This is a genomic window from Streptomyces sp. NPDC002499, assembly GCF_053595415.1.
The window spans coordinates 119,438-135,760 of sequence record NZ_JBSFXO010000009.1 but is presented as its reverse complement, the minus strand read 5'-3'; the positions used below and the strand labels follow the sequence as shown (position 1 = coordinate 135,760).

The window sequence follows — 16,323 nt, the reverse complement described above, 5'->3', positions numbered from 1 at the left end:
CAACCCCGCTGAACGCAACCGCGACGAGCACGACCCTCCTGCCCACGACCCCACTGACGTGGCTCTACGCCCCCGGCGACCGCCCGCACGTGGTGGCCAAGGCGCTCGCGTCCGGCGCCGATGTGGTGGTGGTCGACCTGGAGGACGCGGTCGCCCCGGACCGCAAGGAGTACGCCCGCGCGGCCACCGCCGAACTCCTCACCGCACCCCAGCCCGTCCCCGTCCACGTCCGCGTGAACGCCCTCGACGGCCCGCTCGCGGTCCAGGACCTCGCCGTACTGGCCGCCCTCCCCGGTCTCTCCGGTCTCCGCCTCCCGAAGGTGACGTCCGCGGCACAGGTGATCGTCGTCGCGGAGGCCACGGCCCCCGCCGCCCCCGCCGAGGGAGACGCGCCCGCCCTCCACGCCCTCCTGGAATCCGCCCTCGGCATCGAACACGCCCACGCCATCGCCACCGCCCACCCCGCGCTGCGCGGTATCGCGCTGGGCGAGGCGGATCTACGGGCCGACCTGGGCGTACGCGAGGACGCGGGGCTCGACTGGTGCCGGTCGCGGGTCGTGGTGGCGGCACGGGCGGCCGCGCTGCCCCCGCCGCCGCAATCGGTCCATCCGGACATCCGTGACCTGGAGGGCCTGGCCGCGTCCTGCGCGCACGGCCGCACCCTGGGTCTCCTGGGCCGGGCCGCCATCCATCCCCGTCAACTCCCGATCATCGAACGGGCCTACCTGCCCACGGAACGGGAGATCGAGGAGGCGGAGACGGTCGTGAAGGCGGCGACGAGGGAACAGGGCGCCCAGGCGCTGCCGGACGGGAGGTTCATCGACGCGGCGGTGGTGACAGCGGCGCACCGCACCCTGTCACTCGCCCGCCGACGCTGAGAGTCGGAAAAGCTGGCCGGTCAGCCCTTCTTGGCCGACTCGGCCTCGTCCTTCACGTCTTCGCCGGCTACGGCCTTCTCGTCGGTGGTGTCGTCCTCGGCGGCTTCCTTCGCCTCCGAGGACGCCTCCTTGTCACCGGCGTCCGCCTTGGCGGAGACGTCAGTCTTCTTCTCGTCCCCGTCGCCGTCGGCCTCGCCGTCCTCCGCGGCACCCGGCTCCACGACCTCCTCGCGTCCCGGCCGCTTCTTCGCCGAGATCACGAAGTACGTGACCGCCAGCAGGAAGACGACCAGCGCGGTCCAGTCGTTCAGCCGCAGGCCCAGGATGTGGTGGGCGTCGTCGACGCGCAGATACTCGATCCAGGCGCGGCCCACACAGTACGAGGCGACGTACAGCGCGAAGGCCCGCCCGTGGCCGAGCTTGAAGCGCCGGTCGGCCCAGATGACCAGGAAGGCGACGCCGACGCACCACAGGGACTCGTAGAGGAAGGTCGGCTGGTAGGTGCCGGGCACCCGCCCGTCCGTCGAGGACGTGATCTTCACGGCCCAGGGCAGATCCGTCGCCTTGCCGTAGAGCTCCTGGTTGAACCAGTTGCCCCAGCGGCCGATCGCCTGTGCGAGGGCGATGCCGGGTGCGAGGGCGTCGGCCCACGCCGGCAGCGGGATGCCCCGGCGCCGACAGCCGATCCAGGCGCCCACCGCGCCGAGGGCGATCGCGCCCCAGATACCGAGGCCGCCCTCCCACACCTTGAAGGCGTCCACCCAGTCACGGCCCTCGCTGAAGTACAGCTCGTAGTCCGTGATCACGTGGTAGAGGCGACCGCCGACCAGGCCGAACGGCACGGCCCAGACCGCGATGTCGGCCACTGTGCCGGCCCGCCCGCCGCGGGCGATCCAGCGCTTGTTGCCGAGCCAGACCGCGACGAAGACGCCGATGATGATGCAGAACGCGTAGCCGCGGAGCGGAATGACACCGAAGAGGTGCACCACCGAGCGCGACGGGCTGGGAATGTAGGCAAGTTCCATGGCAGGGTCGACGCTACCGTGCCGGACCGGGCACACGACGGGCGGCCCGGCAACGGGTCCATAACAGGGTGGTGAGAATCGCTCACCCTTGATGGCGCACCCTGGATCGCTACCCCTTGTCCGCCTCCTGCACCTGCTGCTTCAGCTTCGCGGGAGTCATCGACTGGTCCGCGTAGATGTTCTTGCCGTTCAGCAGGACGGTCGGCGTGCCGGTGAAGCCGCCGGTGGAGAAGGCCTGCGCGGACTTCGCGACCCAGCTGTTGTGCGTACCGTCCTCGACACATGTACGGAACGTCGCCGTGTCGAGTCCGTCGACCTTGCCCGCCAGCTCGATCAGCTTGCTGTTCTTGGCGTAGGCGTCGTCTGTCTCCGTCGGCTGGTTCTCGTACAGCGTGTCGTGGTAGTCGCGGAACTTTCCGGCGTCCTGGGCGCAGGCCGCCGCGTTGGCCGCGTTGCGCGAGCCGGTGCCGCCGAGGTTGCCGTCGATGATCGTGACCAGGTGGTACTCGACCCGCAACTGGCCGGAGTCCGTCAGCTCGTGCAGCGTCGAGCGGTACGCCGACTCGAAGGCCTTGCAGGCCGGGCAGCGGAAGTCCTCCCAGACCGTGAGGGTCGTCTTCGCCCCGTCCTTGCCGACCGGGATCGCCAGGCTGTCCTTGCCCTGCGCCCCGGAGGGTGCCACGACCGGTCCCGCGGACTTGCTGCCGTCGTCCTTGCCCGAGTTGGCGGCGACCACGCCGATCACCGCCGCAAGACCCAGGACGCAGACGACGCTCGCGCCCACGATCAGCGTCCGCCGTCGCCGCTCCCCGGCCTTCTGCTTCTCACGCTCGACCGCCAGCCGCTCGCGAGCGGTGCGCTTTCCGTCACGGTTCTTCTCACTCACACCCCCAGAACGAACCGGGGAGGCGCAGCGCGCCTCCCCGGTCCCAGCTCCACCCGTTCGAGTGACTGGCTGTTCTGTCACGAGCTTTCAGGCGCGCGTGTCCACGCCTTCACGCCTCCGTTCGGCCTACGCCTGTCCGCGCACGCCCTTGGCCAGTTCACCGGCGAGCGCGCGGACCGCCTCGACGCCGGCCGCGTCGTCCGGCGCGTCCAGCATGCGCTTGACGAAGGCCGAGCCGACGATCACACCGTCGGCGAAGCCGGCCACCTCGGCGGCCTGCTTGGCGTCGGAGACCCCGAGCCCGACGCAGACGGGCAGGTCGGTGCCGGTGGCGCGGGTGCGTGCCACCAGGTCCTGGGCCTGCGCGCCCACGGAGGCGCGGGTACCGGTGACGCCCATCAGCGAGGCGGCGTAGACGAAGCCGCTGCCCGCCGCGGTGATCCGTGCGAGCCGCTCGTCCTTGCTGCTGGGCGCGACCACGAAGACCGTGGCGAGCCCGTGCTTCTCGGCGTGCTCCCTCCACAGCCCCGCCTCCTGCACCGGCAGGTCGGGCAGGATGCAGCCCGCCCCGCCGGCCTCGGCGAGCTCGGCGGTGAAGCGCTCGACGCCGTAGCGGTCGATGGGGTTCCAGTACGTCATGACGAGTACGGGCTTCCCGCTCGCCGCGTGCGCCTCGCGGACCGTACGCATGACGTCCGCGATCTTGACGCCACCCCGCAGGGCGATGTCGTCGGCGGTCTGGATGACGGGACCGTCGAGGACGGGGTCGCTGTGCGGCAGCCCCACCTCGACGACGTCCGCGCCTCCGTCGAAGGCGGCCTTGATCGCCTCGATGCCGCCGTCCACGGTCGGGAACCCGGCCGGGAGGTAGGCGATGAGCGCGGAGCGGCCCTCGGCCTTGGCACCGGCGAGGGTGTCGGACAGCAGCTGAATGTTCCCGCTCACTTGGCGTCCCCCTCGATCTCGGCGGTGGCGGCGGCGTCGGCCGCGACCTCGGCGTCGGTGTCGTACAGGCCGAAGTAGCGTGCGGCCGTGTCCATGTCCTTGTCGCCGCGGCCGGACAGGTTGATGACGATCAGCCCGTCCTTGCCCAGCTCCCGGCCGACCTCCAGGGCGCCGGCCAGCGCGTGGGCGCTCTCGATGGCCGGGATGATGCCCTCGGTGCGGGACAGCAGGCGCAGGGCCTGCATCGCCGCGTCGTCGGTGACCGCGCGGTACTCGCCGCGGCCGCTGTCCTTGAGGTAGGAGTGCTCGGGGCCGATGCCCGGGTAGTCCAGGCCGGCCGAGATGGAGTACGGCTCGGTGATCTGGCCCTCCTCGTCCTGGAGGACGTAGGAGCGGGAGCCGTGCAGGATGCCGGGCTCGCCCGCGGTGAGGGTCGCCGCGTGCTCGCCGGTCTCCACGCCGTGCCCCGCGGGCTCGCAGCCGATGAGGCGTACGCCGGCGTCCGGGATGAAGGCGTGGAACAGGCCGATGGCGTTGGAGCCGCCGCCGACACAGGCGATCGCCGCGTCGGGGAGGCGTCCGGCGCGCTCCAGGATCTGCCGGCGGGTCTCGACGCCGATCACGCGGTGGAAGTCGCGGACCATGGCCGGGAAGGGGTGCGGGCCGGCGACCGTACCGAACAGGTAGTGCGTGTGGTCGACGTTGGCGACCCAGTCGCGGAAGGCCTCGTTGATCGCGTCCTTCAGCGTGCGGCTGCCGGACTTCACGGCGACGACCTCGGCGCCGAGCATGCGCATGCGGGCCACGTTCAGGGCCTGCCGCTGGGTGTCGATCTCGCCCATGTAGATGGTGCATTCGAGGCCGAACAGCGCGCAGGCCGTCGCGGTCGCCACGCCGTGCTGGCCGGCGCCGGTCTCCGCGATGACCCTGGTCTTGCCCATGCGCTTGGTGAGCAGGGCCTGGCCGAGGACGTTGTTGATCTTGTGCGAGCCGGTGTGGTTGAGGTCCTCGCGCTTGAGGAACACACGGGCACCGCCCGCTTCCGCGGCGAAACGGGACACCTCGGTGAGCGCGCTCGGCCTGCCGGTGTAGTTGACCAGGAGGTCGTCCAGTTCGCGGGCGAACTCCTCGTCGTGCTTGGCCTTTTCGTACTCGACGGCGACCTCGTCCACGGCGGCGACGAGAGCCTCCGGGATGAACTTGCCGCCGAACGCGCCGAAGTAGCCTTCGGCGCTGGGGATCTGACCCTCGGGGTCGGGAATGAAGAACTCGCTGGGCATGCGGAAACCTCACGGTGAGTGCGTGTGAAAAGACACTGTTCGCCGTGGGGGCGGGGACTTGTCTGTTGACGGCAGGCCGTCAGTGGTTGCTCGCGCTCACGCGGCGGTAGCCGCACGTCGACAAGAGCCCCGCGCCCCTTACGGGGCGCTGCCATCGGCGGCCGTTCACCTGCCCGGGTTCGTCTCCGATGACGTAACGGACCCTGCGGCCGTGGATCCTGCGCGCCGGGGCGCGGCAGCCCCGAGGGCGGCAGCCGCGCGCGAGGCGGGCGTGCCGGTCCATGGGGGTCAGGGTGAGCGTCATCGGGGCAACTCTAGCCGGAGATCAGCCGCGGCCGTGGCGGAGTGCGGGGTGTTCGCCCGCGGCCACCAGGTCCGCGACCGCGGTCTTCGGGTCCTTGCCCGTCACCAGGGACTCGCCGACCAGGACCGCGTCGGCGCCGGCGTTGGCGTAGGCGATGAGGTCGTGCGGGCCGCGGACGCCGGACTCGGCGATCTTGACGAGGCCGGCGGGGATCTCGGGCGCGAGGCGCTCGAAGGTGCCGCGGTCGACCTCCAGGGTCTTCAGGTTGCGCGCGTTGACGCCGATGATCTTGGCGCCCGCGTCCACCGCCCGCTCGACCTCGTCCTCGTCGTGCACCTCGACGATCGGGGTCAGCCCGATGGAGACGGCCCGCTCGATCAGCGACTCCAGGGCCGGCTGCTCCAGGGCGGCCACGATCAGCAGCGCGAGGTCGGCGCCGTACGCGCGGGCCTCCCACAGCTGGTACGACGTGACGATGAAGTCCTTGCGCAGGACCGGGATGTCCACGCGGGCGCGGACGGCCTCCAGGTCGGCCAGCGAGCCGCCGAAGCGGCGCTGCTCGGTCAGCACGGAGATGACGGCCGCGCCGCCCGCCTCGTAGTCCGCGGCGAGTCCGGCCGGGTCGGCGATCGCGGCCAGCGCGCCCTTGGAGGGGCTGGAGCGCTTGACCTCACAGATGACCTTGACGCCGTCGCCCTTGAGCGCGGCCAGTCCGTCCTTGGCCGCGGGAGCCTTCGCCGCGCGCTCCTTGAGCTCGTCGAGGCTGACGCGCGCCTGCCGCTCCGCGAGGTCGGCACGGACTCCGTCGATGATCTCGTCGAGCACACTCACGCGAGCGGCCCCCTTCCAGACGGTTGACTGTTGAAGCGGTTGACCCGGAGATAAAACCGGTGGTCACGTCGATGGTATCCGGAGCGGGGCGTAGGCCTCACATCCGGTTGACGCCGGTCCCACTACCTGGACATTCGGCAATTGATCAAGGGTGCAGCCAGCCACCGAGGGGCAGGTTCCGGACAACCGTGAAGACCAGCAGCAATGTCCCCAGCGACCACAGGTGCACCGGCCCGAGATCGATCCGCAGCGGCCGTCCGCGCGCCGCGCGCACCACCCATACGGTCCACACCACGGCGAAGCCCAGATAGGCGACCACGGCCAGCGCGTTGTCCTGGAGCGCCGCCAGGAAGTCCCCGTGCGCGAAGGCGTGCGCGCTGCGCAGGCCGCCGCAGCCGGGACAGTAGATGCCGGTGAGGCTGTACAGGGGGCAGGCCGGGTAGTGGCCGGGTTCGTTCGGGTCCACGGTGCCCACGTAGGCGAAGGCTCCGACGACCGCGGCGAGGATCCCCGCGGGGACCGCGATCCGTCCCAGTGCCGACCCGGAGTCGGACGGCGTCACCCTCTGGCTGTCGGCGTTCACGTCTCGCATTCTGCCCCCTCGCACACGAATGCGACACGAGTGAGGGGCGACCCGGCACCGGATCGCCCCTCACAAAAGGTGTGTACGCGCGTCAGCTCTTGACGCCCACCGGGTTGCTCGCGGCAGCCGCGGCGGCCCGCGCCTCCGCGTGCGGGTCCTCCTTCGACTGGCCGAGGCCCATCCCGCGCATGATGAGGCCGACGACCCCGCCGAGGACCACGACGACCATGCCGGCCCAGAAGCCCGCGGGCTCAGCCATCACCATAAAGACACCCGAAACGCAGAACCCGATGAAGGCGATCGTGACACCGGTCCAGGCGGCCGGGGTGTGACCGTGGCTGCTGCCCGCCATGACTTGCTCCTCGTTGCTGTGTGTACGTCGTGTACGTCTCCGAGCAGGAACGCTCAGATCTCATTCTTCCGCATACGCCGGTGCAACCTATCCCGGGGTCACTCCGGAACGGCTAGGCGCCCGTCGGATCTTCACCCCTGTCGAGTGCCTTCCAGATCTCCTCCGGCCGATCCGGGTCGACCGGCGCGGCCCTACGGCGAACCCTCGGGGCCCCATTGCGCTCGTAACGACCGGACATCGCAGGCCACAGGCGCCCATAGCGAATGGCGAGAAGACCGGCCAGCAGAATCAGCGCCCCGCCCACCGCCGCGACGTACGGCCAAGCGGTATGCGAGAGCGCATCCACAGTCGCCGACGTATCGCCCGCCGCCTTCGCCGCCTGCTCGTCCAACGCCGAGCTGTCGGACACGCCAAGCAGCGCAGCGGCAACCGTGCCGGCGCCCGAGAGCGCGAGCAGCACCGAGACCAGCAACCGCCCCGCCTTGCGAACGGCGAAAACGGCGACCAGCGCGGCAAGGCCGACTATCGCCAGCGCCGCGGGCACACCCGTGACGTCGCTTCCCCTGGCGGTCAGCGGAAACGCGCCGCCGGCCACCGTCGCGGTGCCCTCCGACCAGCGTTGTCGCGTCGACAACAGGGCCACGGCCGCGCCGAGCGCGCCGGACGTCAGGGCCACGGCAAGACTCCGGCGGGCGGCCCGAGCGGGTCCCGCGGCTTCGGATCGGGGGTGAGGAACAGCAGTCACGTACCCCACTATCGCCTGAACCCCGGGCGAACCGTCACCCGGGGCTCACGTGATACGCGCCCCACTGCCCGGAAAGAGTCCGGTTTGCGGCCTTAACTGCCCAGCCGGTTCGCCGTGTGGACGGCGCGCAGGACCGCCGCCGCCTTGTTGCGGCACTCCTCGTCCTCGGCGACCGGATCGGAGTCGGCGACGATGCCGGCGCCCGCCTGGACGTACGCTGTGCCGTCGCGCAGCAGGGCCGTGCGGATGGCGATGGCGGTGTCGGAGTCGCCCGCGAAGTCGAGGTAGCCGACGCAGCCGCCGTACAACCCCCGCCTGGACGGCTCCAGTTCGTCGATGATCTGCATCGCCCGGGGCTTGGGCGCGCCGGAGAGGGTGCCGGCCGGGAAGCAGGCCGTCAGGACGTCGTAGGCGGTGCGGCCCGGGGCCACCCGGCCGGTCACCGTGGAGACGATGTGCATCACGTGCGAGTAGCGCTCGATGGACATGAAGTCGACGACCTCGACCGAGCCCGGCTCGCAGACCCGTCCCAGATCGTTACGTCCGAGGTCGACCAGCATGAGGTGCTCGGCGCGCTCCTTGGGGTCGGCGAGCAGCTCGTCGGCGAGGGCCTGGTCCTCCTGCGGAGTGGCCCCGCGCGGGCGGGTGCCGGCGATGGGGTGGACCATGGCCCGCCCGTCCTCGACCTTCACCAGCGCCTCCGGGCTGGAGCCGACCACGTCGAAGCCCTCGAAGCGGAAGAGATACATGTACGGCGACGGATTGGTTGCCCGCAGGACCCGGTAGACGTCCAACGCGCTTGCCGTGCACGGCGTTTCGAAGCGCTGGGAGGGGACGACCTGGAAGGCCTCGCCGGCCCGGATGCGCTCCTTGACGTCCTCGACGGCGGCCCGGAAGTCGGGGCCGCCCCACAGCGCGGTGTACTCGGGCAGTTCGGAGGGCGGGAGTATGGCCGGCGGCTGGGCCACCGCGCGCGAGAGGTCGGCCTCCATGGCGTCGAGGCGGGCGACCGCGTCCGCGTGGGCCTCGTCGACGCCCGTGTCGAGGTCGTTGTGGTTGATCGCGTTGGCGATCAGCAGGACCGAGCCCTCCCAGTGGTCCATGACGGCGAGGTCGCTGGTCAGGAGCATGGTCAGCTCGGGGAGCTTGAGGTCGTCCCGCTCGCCGGGGCCGATCTTCTCCAGGCGGCGCACGATGTCGTAGCCCAGATAGCCGACCATGCCGCCGGTGAAGGGCGGCAGGCCCTCCTGGTGGGGGGTGTGCAGGGCCTCGATGGTGGCGCGCAGGGCGGCCAGCGGGTCACCGTCGACCGGGACGCCGACGGGAGGGGTGCCCAGCCAGTGCGCCTGGCCGTCGCGGGCCGTGAGCGTGGCGGCGCTGCGGACTCCCACGAAGGAGTACCGGGACCAGGAGCGGCCGTTCTCCGCGGACTCCAGCAGGAAGGTGCCGGGGCGCTCGGCGGCGAGCTTGCGGTAGAGCGCGACCGGGGTGTCGCCGTCGGCGAGGAGCTTGCGGGTGACCGGGATGACCCGACGGTCGGTGGCCAGCTTGCGGAAGGTCTCGAGGTCCATGGCGGCTGACCCTACTGATTCGGGACGGCGGAGCCGGAATCGGAGCCGTCCTTGAGGAGCGCTTCGGAGCCGTCCTTGAGAAGCGCCTCGGCACCGTCCTTGAGGAGCACGTCCGCGTCGAAGCAGGTGCGCGCGCCGGTGTGGCAGGCGGCGCCGACCTGGTCGACCTTCACGAGGACCGTGTCCGCGTCGCAGTCCAGGGCGACGGACCTGACGTGCTGGACGTGCCCCGAGGTGTCGCCCTTGACCCAGTACTCCCGGCGGCTGCGCGACCAGTACGTGCAGCGGCCGGTGGTCAGGGTGCGGTGCAGCGCCTCGTCGTCCATCCAGCCGAGCATCAGCACCTCTCCGGTGTCGTACTGCTGGGCGATGGCGGGCACGAGCCCGTCGGGGCTGCGCTTGAGGCGGGCGGCGATCTCGGGGTCGAGACCGCTGGACTGGGGCTTGCTGGTCATGGGTGCCATTGTGCCGCGCGGCACTGACAGTGACGGGACGGTGTCCACTGTGCGGACTTGGTGGACGGTCGTACGCTGGCAGCATGTCGACCTTTGCCAAGCGCGAACGGCTTCTGCTCGCCGATCTCTTGGAAACCGCGGGCCCTGACGCCCCGACCCTCTGCGAGGGCTGGCAGGCCCGGGACCTCGCCGCGCACGTGGTGGTGCGCGAGCGCCGCGCCGACGCGGCCGGCGGCATCATGATCAAGCAGCTCGCGCCACGTCTGGACCGGGTGATGGCGGAGTTCGCGGCGAAGCCCTATGAGGAGCTGATCCAGCTCATCCGTACGGGGCCGCCGCGCTTCTCGCCGTTCCAGCTCAAGCAGCTCGACGAGGCGTCCAACACGGTCGAGTTCTACGTCCACACGGAGGACGTACGGCGTGCGCAGCCGGAGTGGACGCCCCGCGAGCTGGACCCGGTGTTCCAGGACGCCCTGTGGTCCCGCCTGGAGCGCATGGCCCGGCTGATGGGCCGCGGCGCGCCCACCGGCCTGGTGCTGCGCCGTCCCGACGGCCAGACCGCGGTCGCCCACAAGGGCGCACCGGTCGTGACGGTGACGGGTGAGCCCTCGGAGCTGCTGCTGTTCGTCCACGGCCGGCAGAACGTGGCCAAGGTGGAGCTGGACGGCGACGAGAACGCGATCGCCAAGCTCCAGGAGGCCAAGCAGCTCGGGATCTGAGGCATCCCAGGCATCCGGAAGGGCGCTCTTCTTTGGAAGGGCGCCCCTCTTCAGCTAGCGAACGGGATGCCCCGCGTCCCTGAGCGCCCGCTTCACTTCCCCGATCCGCAGATCCCCGAAGTGGAAGACGGACGCGGCGAGCACGGCGTCCGCGCCCGCGCCGATGGCCGGCGGGAAGTCGGTGAGCCGGCCCGCGCCGCCGGAGGCGATCAGCGGGACCGTGACGTGCTTGCGGACGGCCTCGATCATCTCGATGTCGTAGCCGTCCTTGGTGCCGTCCGCGTCCATCGAGTTGAGCAGGATCTCGCCCGCGCCCAGCTCGGCGGCCCGGTGCGCCCACTCGACCGCGTCGATGCCGGTGCCCTTGCGGCCGCCGTGCGTGGTGACCTCGAAGGACCCGCTCTCCGTGCGCCGCGCGTCCACCGAGAGGACCAGCACTTGGCTGCCGAAGCGCTCGGCGATCTCCTGGATCAGCTCGGGGCGCGCGATCGCCGCCGTGTTGACGCCCACCTTGTCGGCGCCGGCCCGCAGCAGCTTGTCCACGTCCTCGGCGGTGCGGACACCGCCGCCGACCGTGAGCGGGATGAACACCTGTTCGGCGGTGCGGCGCACGACGTCGTACGTCGTCTCGCGGTTGCCCGAGGACGCGGTGATGTCCAGGAAGGTCAGCTCGTCGGCGCCCTCGGCGTCGTAGACCTTGGCCATCTCGACGGGGTCGCCCGCGTCGCGCAGGTTCTGGAAGTTGACGCCCTTGACGACCCGGCCGTTGTCGACGTCCAGGCAGGGGATGACGCGTACCGCGAGGGTCATGCGGAGGACTCCCCTCGGTACGCCTCCACCTCGACCTCGACGACCAGGCTGGGGTCCACGAAGCCGGAGACGATGATCATCGATGCGGCGGGCCGGACCGTGTCGAACAGCTCCTTGTGCGCGCGCCCGACGTCGTCCACGTCCCGGGCATGCGTGATGTACATGCGCGTACGCACCACGTCGTCCCGGCCCAGACCCAGCTGTTCGAGTGCCGCGACCGCCACCTTGAACGCGTTGATCGTCTGCTCGTAGGGACCGCCCCCGGCGATCTCGCCGTCCACTATCGACGTGCAGCCGGCGACCAGCACCAGTCCGTTCGGCAGCTCCACCGCGCGGGAGTAGCCGAACTGCTCCTCCCAGGGCGCTCCGCTCGACACGCGTCGTACACCGCTCACTTGGCTACCGCCTCCAAGGCCTCTTCCAGGGTGAACGCCTTCGCGTACAGGGCCTTCCCGACGATGGAGCCCTCGACACCGAGAGGTACCAGCTCGGAGATGGCGCGCAGGTCGTCGAGCGAGGACACGCCGCCGGACGCCACGACCGGGCGGTCGGTGGCCGCGCACACGTTGCGCAGCAGCTCCAGATTGGGGCCCTGGAGCGTGCCGTCCTTGGCGATGTCGGTGACGACGTACCGCGCGCAGCCCTCCTTGTCGAGGCGCTCCAGCGTCTCGTAGAGGTCGCCGCCGTCACGGGTCCAGCCGCGGCCGCGCAGGGTCGTTCCGCGTACGTCGAGACCGACCGCGATCCTGTCGCCGTGCTCGGCGATGACCTTGGCGACCCACTCCGGGGTCTCCAGGGCGGCCGTGCCGAGGTTCACCCGGGTGCAGCCGGTGGCGAGGGCCGCGGCGAGGGTGTCGTCGTCGCGGATGCCGCCGGACAGCTCCACCTTGATGTCCATGGCTCCGGTGACCTCGGCGATCAGCGCACGGTTGTCGCCGGTCCCGAACGCGGCGTCCAGGTCGACCAGGTGCAGCCACTCGACGCCCGACCGCTGCCAGGCGAGGGCGGCCTCCAGCGGGGAGCCGTACGAGGTCTCCGTGCCGGACTCGCCGTGCACGAGGCGGACGGCCTGACCGTCACGGACGTCGACGGCGGGAAGGAGTTCGAGCTTGGCCATGGTCTAGAGGGTTCCGATCCAGTTGGTGAGCAGCTGTGCTCCGGCGTCGCCGGACTTCTCGGGGTGGAACTGGGTGGCCCACAGGGCGCCGTTCTCCACGGCCGCCACGAAGGGCTTGCCGTGCGTCGACCAGGCCACCTTGGGTGCGCGCAGCAGGCCGTTGTGGACTTCCAGGGACCAGTCGTGGACGGCGTAGGAGTGCACGAAGTAGAAGCGCGCGTCCGTGTCCAGGCCTGCGAAGAGCTGGGAGTCGGCCGGTGCCTCGACGGTGTTCCAGCCCATGTGCGGCACGATGTCGGCCTGCAACGGTCCGACCGTGCCGGGCCACTCGTCGAGACCCTCGGTCTCCACGCCGTGCTCGATGCCCCGCGCGAACAGGATCTGCATGCCGACGCAGATGCCCAGCACCGGGCGCCCGCCGGCCAGCCTGCGGCCGACGATCCAGTCACCGCGCGCGTCCTTGAGACCCCGCATACAGGCGGCGAAGGCGCCGACGCCCGGCACCAGCAGACCGTCCGCGTTCATGGCCTTGTCGAAGTCGCCCGTTATCTCGACCTCGGCACCCACGCGCGCGAGGGCACGTTCCGCGGAACGGACGTTCCCGAAGCCGTAGTCGAAGACGACGACCTTCTTGGCCGCGCTCAATTCCACACCTCCAGCCGGACCACACCCGCCACCAGGCACATCGCGGCGGCGATCGACAGCAGCACGATCAGGCTCTTGGGCATCTCCTGCTTGACGAAGGAGATGATGCCGCCGACCAGGAAGAGGCCGACGACGATCAGGATGGTCGACAGGCCGGTCACAGCGCGCCCTTCGTGGAGGGGAGGATGCCGGCCGCGCGCGGGTCGCGCTCGGAGGCGTAGCGCAGGGCCCGGGCCAGCGCCTTGAACTGGCACTCCACGATGTGGTGCGCGTTGCGCCCGTACGGCACGTGCACGTGCAGCGCGATCTGGGCCTGGGCGACGAAGGACTCCAGGATGTGCCGGGTCATCGTCGTGTCGTACTCGCCGATCATCGGCGCCATCTTCTCGGGCTCGGTGTGCACGAGGTAGGGGCGGCCGGAGAGGTCGACGGTCACCTGGGCGAGGGACTCGTCCAGCGGGACCGTGCAGTTCCCGAACCGATAGATCCCGACCTTGTCGCCGAGCGCCTGCTTGAAGGCGGCGCCGAGGGCGAGGGCGGTGTCCTCGATGGTGTGGTGCGAGTCGATGTGCAGGTCGCCCTCGGTCTTCACCGTGAGGTCGAACAGACCGTGCCGGCCGAGCTGGTCGAGCATGTGGTCGTAGAAGCCGACCCCTGTCGACACGTCGACCTTGCCGGCTCCGTCGAGATCGATCTCGACGACGACCGAGGTCTCCTTGGTCACCCGCTCCACACGTCCTACGCGGTTCATGCGCTCTGCTCCTTCTTCAGTTCACGGACCGCGTCGAGGAACGCGTCGTTCTCCTCCGGGGTTCCGGCGGAGACCCGCAGCCACCCCGGGATGCCGTTGTCCCGGACCAGGACACCCCGGTCGAGGATCGCCTGCCAGGCGGTGTGGGAATCCGCGAACCGCCCGAACTGCACGAAGTTGGCGTCCGATTCGACGACTTCGTAGCCGATGGCCCGCAACTCGCCCACCAGCCGGTCCCGTTCGCCCTTCAGCTGCTCCACGTACCCGAGCAGTGTGTCGGTGTGCTCCAGGGCGGCCAGCGCGGTCGCCTGGGTGACGGCCGACAGGTGGTAGGGCAGCCGTACGAGCTGCACGGCGTCGACGACGGCCGGGTGCGCGGCGAGATAGCCGAGCCGCAGGCCCGCCGCCCCGAACGCCTTCGACATCGTCCGCGAGACGACGAGATTCGGCCGACCTTCGAGCAGCGGCAGCAGCGAGTCGCCGTGGCTGAACTCGATGTACGCCTCGTCGACGATCACCATCGAGGGCTTGGCGGCCTGCGCGGCCTCGTAGAGCGCGAGGACCGTCTCGGGCGGAACGGCGTTGCCCGTGGGGTTGTTGGGGGTGGTGATGAACACGACGTCGGGCTTGTTCTCGGCGATCCACCGCTCGGCGGCGGCGAGATCGATCGTGAAGTCGGCGTTGCGCGGGCCGGAGATCCAGCCCGTGCCCGTGCCGCGCGCGATGAGCGCGTGCATCGAGTACGACGGTTCGAAGCCGATCGCCGTGCGGCCGGGTCCGCCGAAGGTCTGGAGCAGCTGCTGGATGACCTCGTTGGAGCCGTTGGCGGCCCAGACGTTGGCCCGGCCGACCGCGTGACCCGCCGTGTCCGTCAGGTACTTGGCGAGCTGGGTGCGCAGCTCGACCGCGTCCCGGTCCGGGTAGCGGTTGAGGTCGCGGGCGGCCTCGCGGACGCGCTCGGCGATGCGCTCGACCAGGGCCTCGGGCAGCGGGTAGGGGTTCTCGTTGGTGTTCAGCCGTACGGGCACGTCCAACTGGGGCGCGCCGTAAGGGGACTTGCCGCGCAGCTCGTCCCGTACGGGAAGATCGTCGATTCCGAAGCTCACTTCCCGGGCACCTTCCAACCGAACCTTGCCTTGATCGCCGCGCCGTGCGCGGGCAGGTCCTCCGCCTCCGCCAGCGTGACCACGTGATGCGCCACGTCGGCCAGCGCGTCCTTCGTGTAGTCGACGACGTGGATGCCCCGGAGGAAGGACTGCACCGACAGGCCGGAGGAGTGGCAGGCACAACCCCCGGTCGGCAGCACGTGGTTGGAGCCGGCCGCGTAGTCCCCGAGGGAGACCGGCGCCCAGGGTCCGACGAAGATCGCGCCGGCGTTCCTGACCCGGTCGGCCACCGCCGCCGCGTCCGCCGTCTGGATCTCCAGGTGCTCGGCGCCGTACGCGTCGACCACCCGCAGCCCCTCGTCGACGCCGTCGACGAGGACGATCGCGGACTGCCTGCCCCGCAGCGCGGGGACGATCCGGTCCTCGATGTGCTTGGTGGCCGCGACCTGCGGCTCCAGCTCCTTCTCGACGGCGTCCGCGAGCGTCACGGAGTCGGTGACCAGGACGGCGGCCGCGAGCGGGTCGTGCTCGGCCTGGCTGATCAGGTCGGAGGCGACGTGCACCGGGTCGGCGGTCTCGTCCGCGAGGATCGCGATCTCGGTGGGACCGGCCTCCGTGTCGATGCCGATCTTGCCCGCGAAGTAGCGCTTGGCGGCGGCGACCCAGATGTTGCCGGGGCCCATCACCATGTTCGTGGGGGCGCAGGACTCCGTGCCGTACGCGAACATCGCGACGGCGGTCGCGCCGCCCGCCGCGTACACCTCGTCGACGCCGAGCAGCGCACAGGCCGCGAGGATCGTCGGGTGCGGCAGACCACCGAAATCGGCCTGCGCCGGGGAGGCGAGGGCGATCGACTCGACGCCCGCCTCCTGGGCCGGGACCACGTTCATGACCACGGTCGACGGATACACGGACCGCCCGCCGGGCGCGTAGAGCCCCACCCGGTCGACCGGCACCCACTTCTCGGTGACGGAACCGCCCGGCACGACCTGGGTCGTGTGCGTCGTACGGCGCTGCTCGCGGTGGACGAGACGGGCGCGCCGGATGGACTCCTCCAGGGCCGCGCGCACGGCCGGATCGAGCTGCTCCAGAGCCTCGCGCAGCGCCTCGACCGGGACCCGTACGGATTCCAGCCGCACCCCGTCGAACTTCTCGGCGAAGTCGATCAGCGCCGCGTCGCCCCGATGATGCACGGCCTCGCAGATCGGCCGCACCTTCTCCAGGGCGGCCGAGACGTCGAAGTCGGCTCGGGGCAGCAGGTCGCGCAGGGCGGGCCCTTGAGGGAGGGCATCGCCGCGCAGATCGATTCGGGAGATCACG

General features: G+C 70.9%; 21 protein-coding genes. 2 read left to right on the top strand and 19 right to left on the bottom strand.

What is annotated here, in order from left to right:
• The first annotated feature begins 38 nt into the window (after positions 1 to 38).
• Positions 39 to 878, top strand: a complete 840-nt coding sequence (locus tag ACWD5F_RS25910; RefSeq protein WP_451258274.1) for an HpcH/HpaI aldolase/citrate lyase family protein — start codon at positions 39 to 41, stop codon at positions 876 to 878.
• Positions 879 to 898: 20 nt separating this feature from the next.
• Here the strand turns inward: ACWD5F_RS25910 and lgt are convergent, their stop codons facing one another.
• The 11 genes from lgt to hisI all read right to left on the bottom strand — a co-directional run bounded on the left by lgt (position 899) and on the right by hisI (position 9,855).
• Complete coding sequence (gene lgt, locus ACWD5F_RS25905; RefSeq protein WP_451257755.1) at positions 899 to 1,903, bottom strand: prolipoprotein diacylglyceryl transferase; 1,005 nt, start codon at positions 1,901 to 1,903, stop codon at positions 899 to 901.
• Between the two features lie 109 nt (positions 1,904 to 2,012).
• Complete coding sequence (locus ACWD5F_RS25900; protein WP_451257753.1) at positions 2,013 to 2,789, bottom strand: DsbA family protein; 777 nt, start codon at positions 2,787 to 2,789, stop codon at positions 2,013 to 2,015.
• A gap of 126 nt (positions 2,790 to 2,915) precedes the next feature.
• The gene (gene trpA, locus ACWD5F_RS25895) at positions 2,916 to 3,734 is read right to left on the bottom strand and encodes a tryptophan synthase subunit alpha (protein WP_401727322.1); all 819 of its coding nucleotides are present in this window, start codon (positions 3,732 to 3,734) and stop codon (positions 2,916 to 2,918) included.
• The gene (trpB, locus tag ACWD5F_RS25890; RefSeq protein ID WP_451257751.1) at positions 3,731 to 5,014 is read right to left on the bottom strand and encodes a tryptophan synthase subunit beta; all 1,284 of its coding nucleotides are present in this window, start codon (positions 5,012 to 5,014) and stop codon (positions 3,731 to 3,733) included. The genes trpA and trpB overlap by 4 nt, the downstream gene beginning before the upstream one ends.
• A 79-nt stretch (positions 5,015 to 5,093) precedes the next feature.
• Entirely contained in the window at positions 5,094 to 5,318 is a 225-nt protein-coding gene (gene trpM / locus ACWD5F_RS25885; protein WP_451257749.1) for a tryptophan biosynthesis modulator TrpM, read from the bottom strand.
• A 21-nt stretch (positions 5,319 to 5,339) separates the two neighbouring features.
• Entirely contained in the window at positions 5,340 to 6,149 is an 810-nt protein-coding gene (gene trpC / locus ACWD5F_RS25880; RefSeq protein ID WP_451257747.1) for an indole-3-glycerol phosphate synthase TrpC, read from the bottom strand.
• A gap of 145 nt (positions 6,150 to 6,294) precedes the next feature.
• Positions 6,295 to 6,741 carry a DUF2752 domain-containing protein gene (locus ACWD5F_RS25875; RefSeq protein WP_451257745.1) on the bottom strand — a complete coding sequence of 149 codons (447 nt, stop codon included), beginning with the start codon at positions 6,739 to 6,741 and terminating at the stop codon, positions 6,295 to 6,297.
• 82 nt (positions 6,742 to 6,823) lie between these two features.
• Positions 6,824 to 7,084, bottom strand: a complete 261-nt coding sequence (locus ACWD5F_RS25870) for an HGxxPAAW family protein (protein WP_401727327.1) — start codon at positions 7,082 to 7,084, stop codon at positions 6,824 to 6,826.
• Between the two features lie 112 nt (positions 7,085 to 7,196).
• A complete protein-coding gene (locus ACWD5F_RS25865) occupies positions 7,197 to 7,838 on the bottom strand; it encodes a TIGR02234 family membrane protein (RefSeq protein WP_451257743.1) in 642 nt (213 codons plus the stop codon).
• Positions 7,839 to 7,921: 83 nt separating this feature from the next.
• Positions 7,922 to 9,400, bottom strand: a complete 1,479-nt coding sequence (locus ACWD5F_RS25860) for an anthranilate synthase component I (RefSeq protein WP_451257741.1) — start codon at positions 9,398 to 9,400, stop codon at positions 7,922 to 7,924.
• Between the two features lie 11 nt (positions 9,401 to 9,411).
• Positions 9,412 to 9,855 carry a phosphoribosyl-AMP cyclohydrolase gene (hisI, locus tag ACWD5F_RS25855; protein WP_451257739.1) on the bottom strand — a complete coding sequence of 148 codons (444 nt, stop codon included), beginning with the start codon at positions 9,853 to 9,855 and terminating at the stop codon, positions 9,412 to 9,414.
• Between the two features lie 83 nt (positions 9,856 to 9,938).
• On the opposite strand from hisI, the gene ACWD5F_RS25850 reads away from it, so the two are divergent.
• A complete protein-coding gene (locus tag ACWD5F_RS25850) occupies positions 9,939 to 10,574 on the top strand; it encodes a TIGR03085 family metal-binding protein (protein WP_401727331.1) in 636 nt (211 codons plus the stop codon).
• 54 nt (positions 10,575 to 10,628) lie between these two features.
• Here the strand turns inward: ACWD5F_RS25850 and hisF are convergent, their stop codons facing one another.
• From hisF to hisD, 8 genes are read right to left on the bottom strand one after another with little or no spacing between them, the layout of a single operon-like run.
• Positions 10,629 to 11,384 carry an imidazole glycerol phosphate synthase subunit HisF gene (gene hisF / locus ACWD5F_RS25845; RefSeq protein ID WP_401727332.1) on the bottom strand — a complete coding sequence of 252 codons (756 nt, stop codon included), beginning with the start codon at positions 11,382 to 11,384 and terminating at the stop codon, positions 10,629 to 10,631.
• Entirely contained in the window at positions 11,381 to 11,779 is a 399-nt protein-coding gene (locus ACWD5F_RS25840) for a RidA family protein (protein WP_401727333.1), read from the bottom strand. The genes hisF and ACWD5F_RS25840 overlap by 4 nt, the downstream gene beginning before the upstream one ends.
• The gene (priA, locus tag ACWD5F_RS25835; RefSeq protein ID WP_451257736.1) at positions 11,776 to 12,501 is read right to left on the bottom strand and encodes a bifunctional 1-(5-phosphoribosyl)-5-((5-phosphoribosylamino)methylideneamino)imidazole-4-carboxamide isomerase/phosphoribosylanthranilate isomerase PriA; all 726 of its coding nucleotides are present in this window, start codon (positions 12,499 to 12,501) and stop codon (positions 11,776 to 11,778) included. The genes ACWD5F_RS25840 and priA overlap by 4 nt, the downstream gene beginning before the upstream one ends.
• 3 nt (positions 12,502 to 12,504) lie before the next feature.
• Positions 12,505 to 13,152 carry an imidazole glycerol phosphate synthase subunit HisH gene (gene hisH, locus ACWD5F_RS25830; protein WP_451257734.1) on the bottom strand — a complete coding sequence of 216 codons (648 nt, stop codon included), beginning with the start codon at positions 13,150 to 13,152 and terminating at the stop codon, positions 12,505 to 12,507.
• Positions 13,143 to 13,307 (bottom strand): hypothetical protein, encoded by a 165-nt coding sequence (locus tag ACWD5F_RS25825; RefSeq protein ID WP_280877318.1) that lies wholly within the window; start codon positions 13,305 to 13,307, stop codon positions 13,143 to 13,145. The genes hisH and ACWD5F_RS25825 overlap by 10 nt, the downstream gene beginning before the upstream one ends.
• Positions 13,304 to 13,897, bottom strand: a complete 594-nt coding sequence (hisB, locus tag ACWD5F_RS25820; protein WP_401727336.1) for an imidazoleglycerol-phosphate dehydratase HisB — start codon at positions 13,895 to 13,897, stop codon at positions 13,304 to 13,306. The genes ACWD5F_RS25825 and hisB overlap by 4 nt, the downstream gene beginning before the upstream one ends.
• A complete protein-coding gene (locus tag ACWD5F_RS25815; RefSeq protein ID WP_401727337.1) occupies positions 13,894 to 15,003 on the bottom strand; it encodes a histidinol-phosphate transaminase in 1,110 nt (369 codons plus the stop codon). The genes hisB and ACWD5F_RS25815 overlap by 4 nt, the downstream gene beginning before the upstream one ends.
• Positions 15,000 to 16,322, bottom strand: a complete 1,323-nt coding sequence (hisD, locus tag ACWD5F_RS25810; protein WP_451257732.1) for a histidinol dehydrogenase — start codon at positions 16,320 to 16,322, stop codon at positions 15,000 to 15,002. Before hisD ends, ACWD5F_RS25815 begins: the two co-directional genes overlap by 4 nt.
• Position 16,323 lies beyond the last annotated feature (1 nt).

Excerpts from the sequence above, each read along its gene's own strand:
- ACWD5F_RS25870 (WP_401727327.1), bottom strand. The coding sequence starts at position 7,084 with ATGGCGGGCAGCAGCCACGGTCACACCCCGGCCGCCTGGACCGGTGTC.
- hisF (WP_401727332.1), bottom strand. The coding sequence starts at position 11,384 with ATGACCCTCGCGGTACGCGTCATCCCCTGCCTGGACGTCGACAACGGC.
- ACWD5F_RS25860 (WP_451257741.1), bottom strand. The coding sequence starts at position 9,400 with ATGGACCTCGAGACCTTCCGCAAGCTGGCCACCGACCGTCGGGTCATC.
- lgt (WP_451257755.1), bottom strand. The coding sequence starts at position 1,903 with ATGGAACTTGCCTACATTCCCAGCCCGTCGCGCTCGGTGGTGCACCTC.
- trpM (WP_451257749.1), bottom strand. The coding sequence starts at position 5,318 with ATGACGCTCACCCTGACCCCCATGGACCGGCACGCCCGCCTCGCGCGC.
- ACWD5F_RS25875 (WP_451257745.1), bottom strand. The coding sequence starts at position 6,741 with ATGCGAGACGTGAACGCCGACAGCCAGAGGGTGACGCCGTCCGACTCC.
- hisI (WP_451257739.1), bottom strand. The coding sequence starts at position 9,855 with ATGACCAGCAAGCCCCAGTCCAGCGGTCTCGACCCCGAGATCGCCGCC.
- hisB (WP_401727336.1), bottom strand. The coding sequence starts at position 13,897 with ATGAACCGCGTAGGACGTGTGGAGCGGGTGACCAAGGAGACCTCGGTC.
- trpB (WP_451257751.1), bottom strand. The coding sequence starts at position 5,014 with ATGCCCAGCGAGTTCTTCATTCCCGACCCCGAGGGTCAGATCCCCAGC.
- priA (WP_451257736.1), bottom strand. The coding sequence starts at position 12,501 with ATGGCCAAGCTCGAACTCCTTCCCGCCGTCGACGTCCGTGACGGTCAG.
- ACWD5F_RS25850 (WP_401727331.1), top strand. The coding sequence starts at position 9,939 with ATGTCGACCTTTGCCAAGCGCGAACGGCTTCTGCTCGCCGATCTCTTG.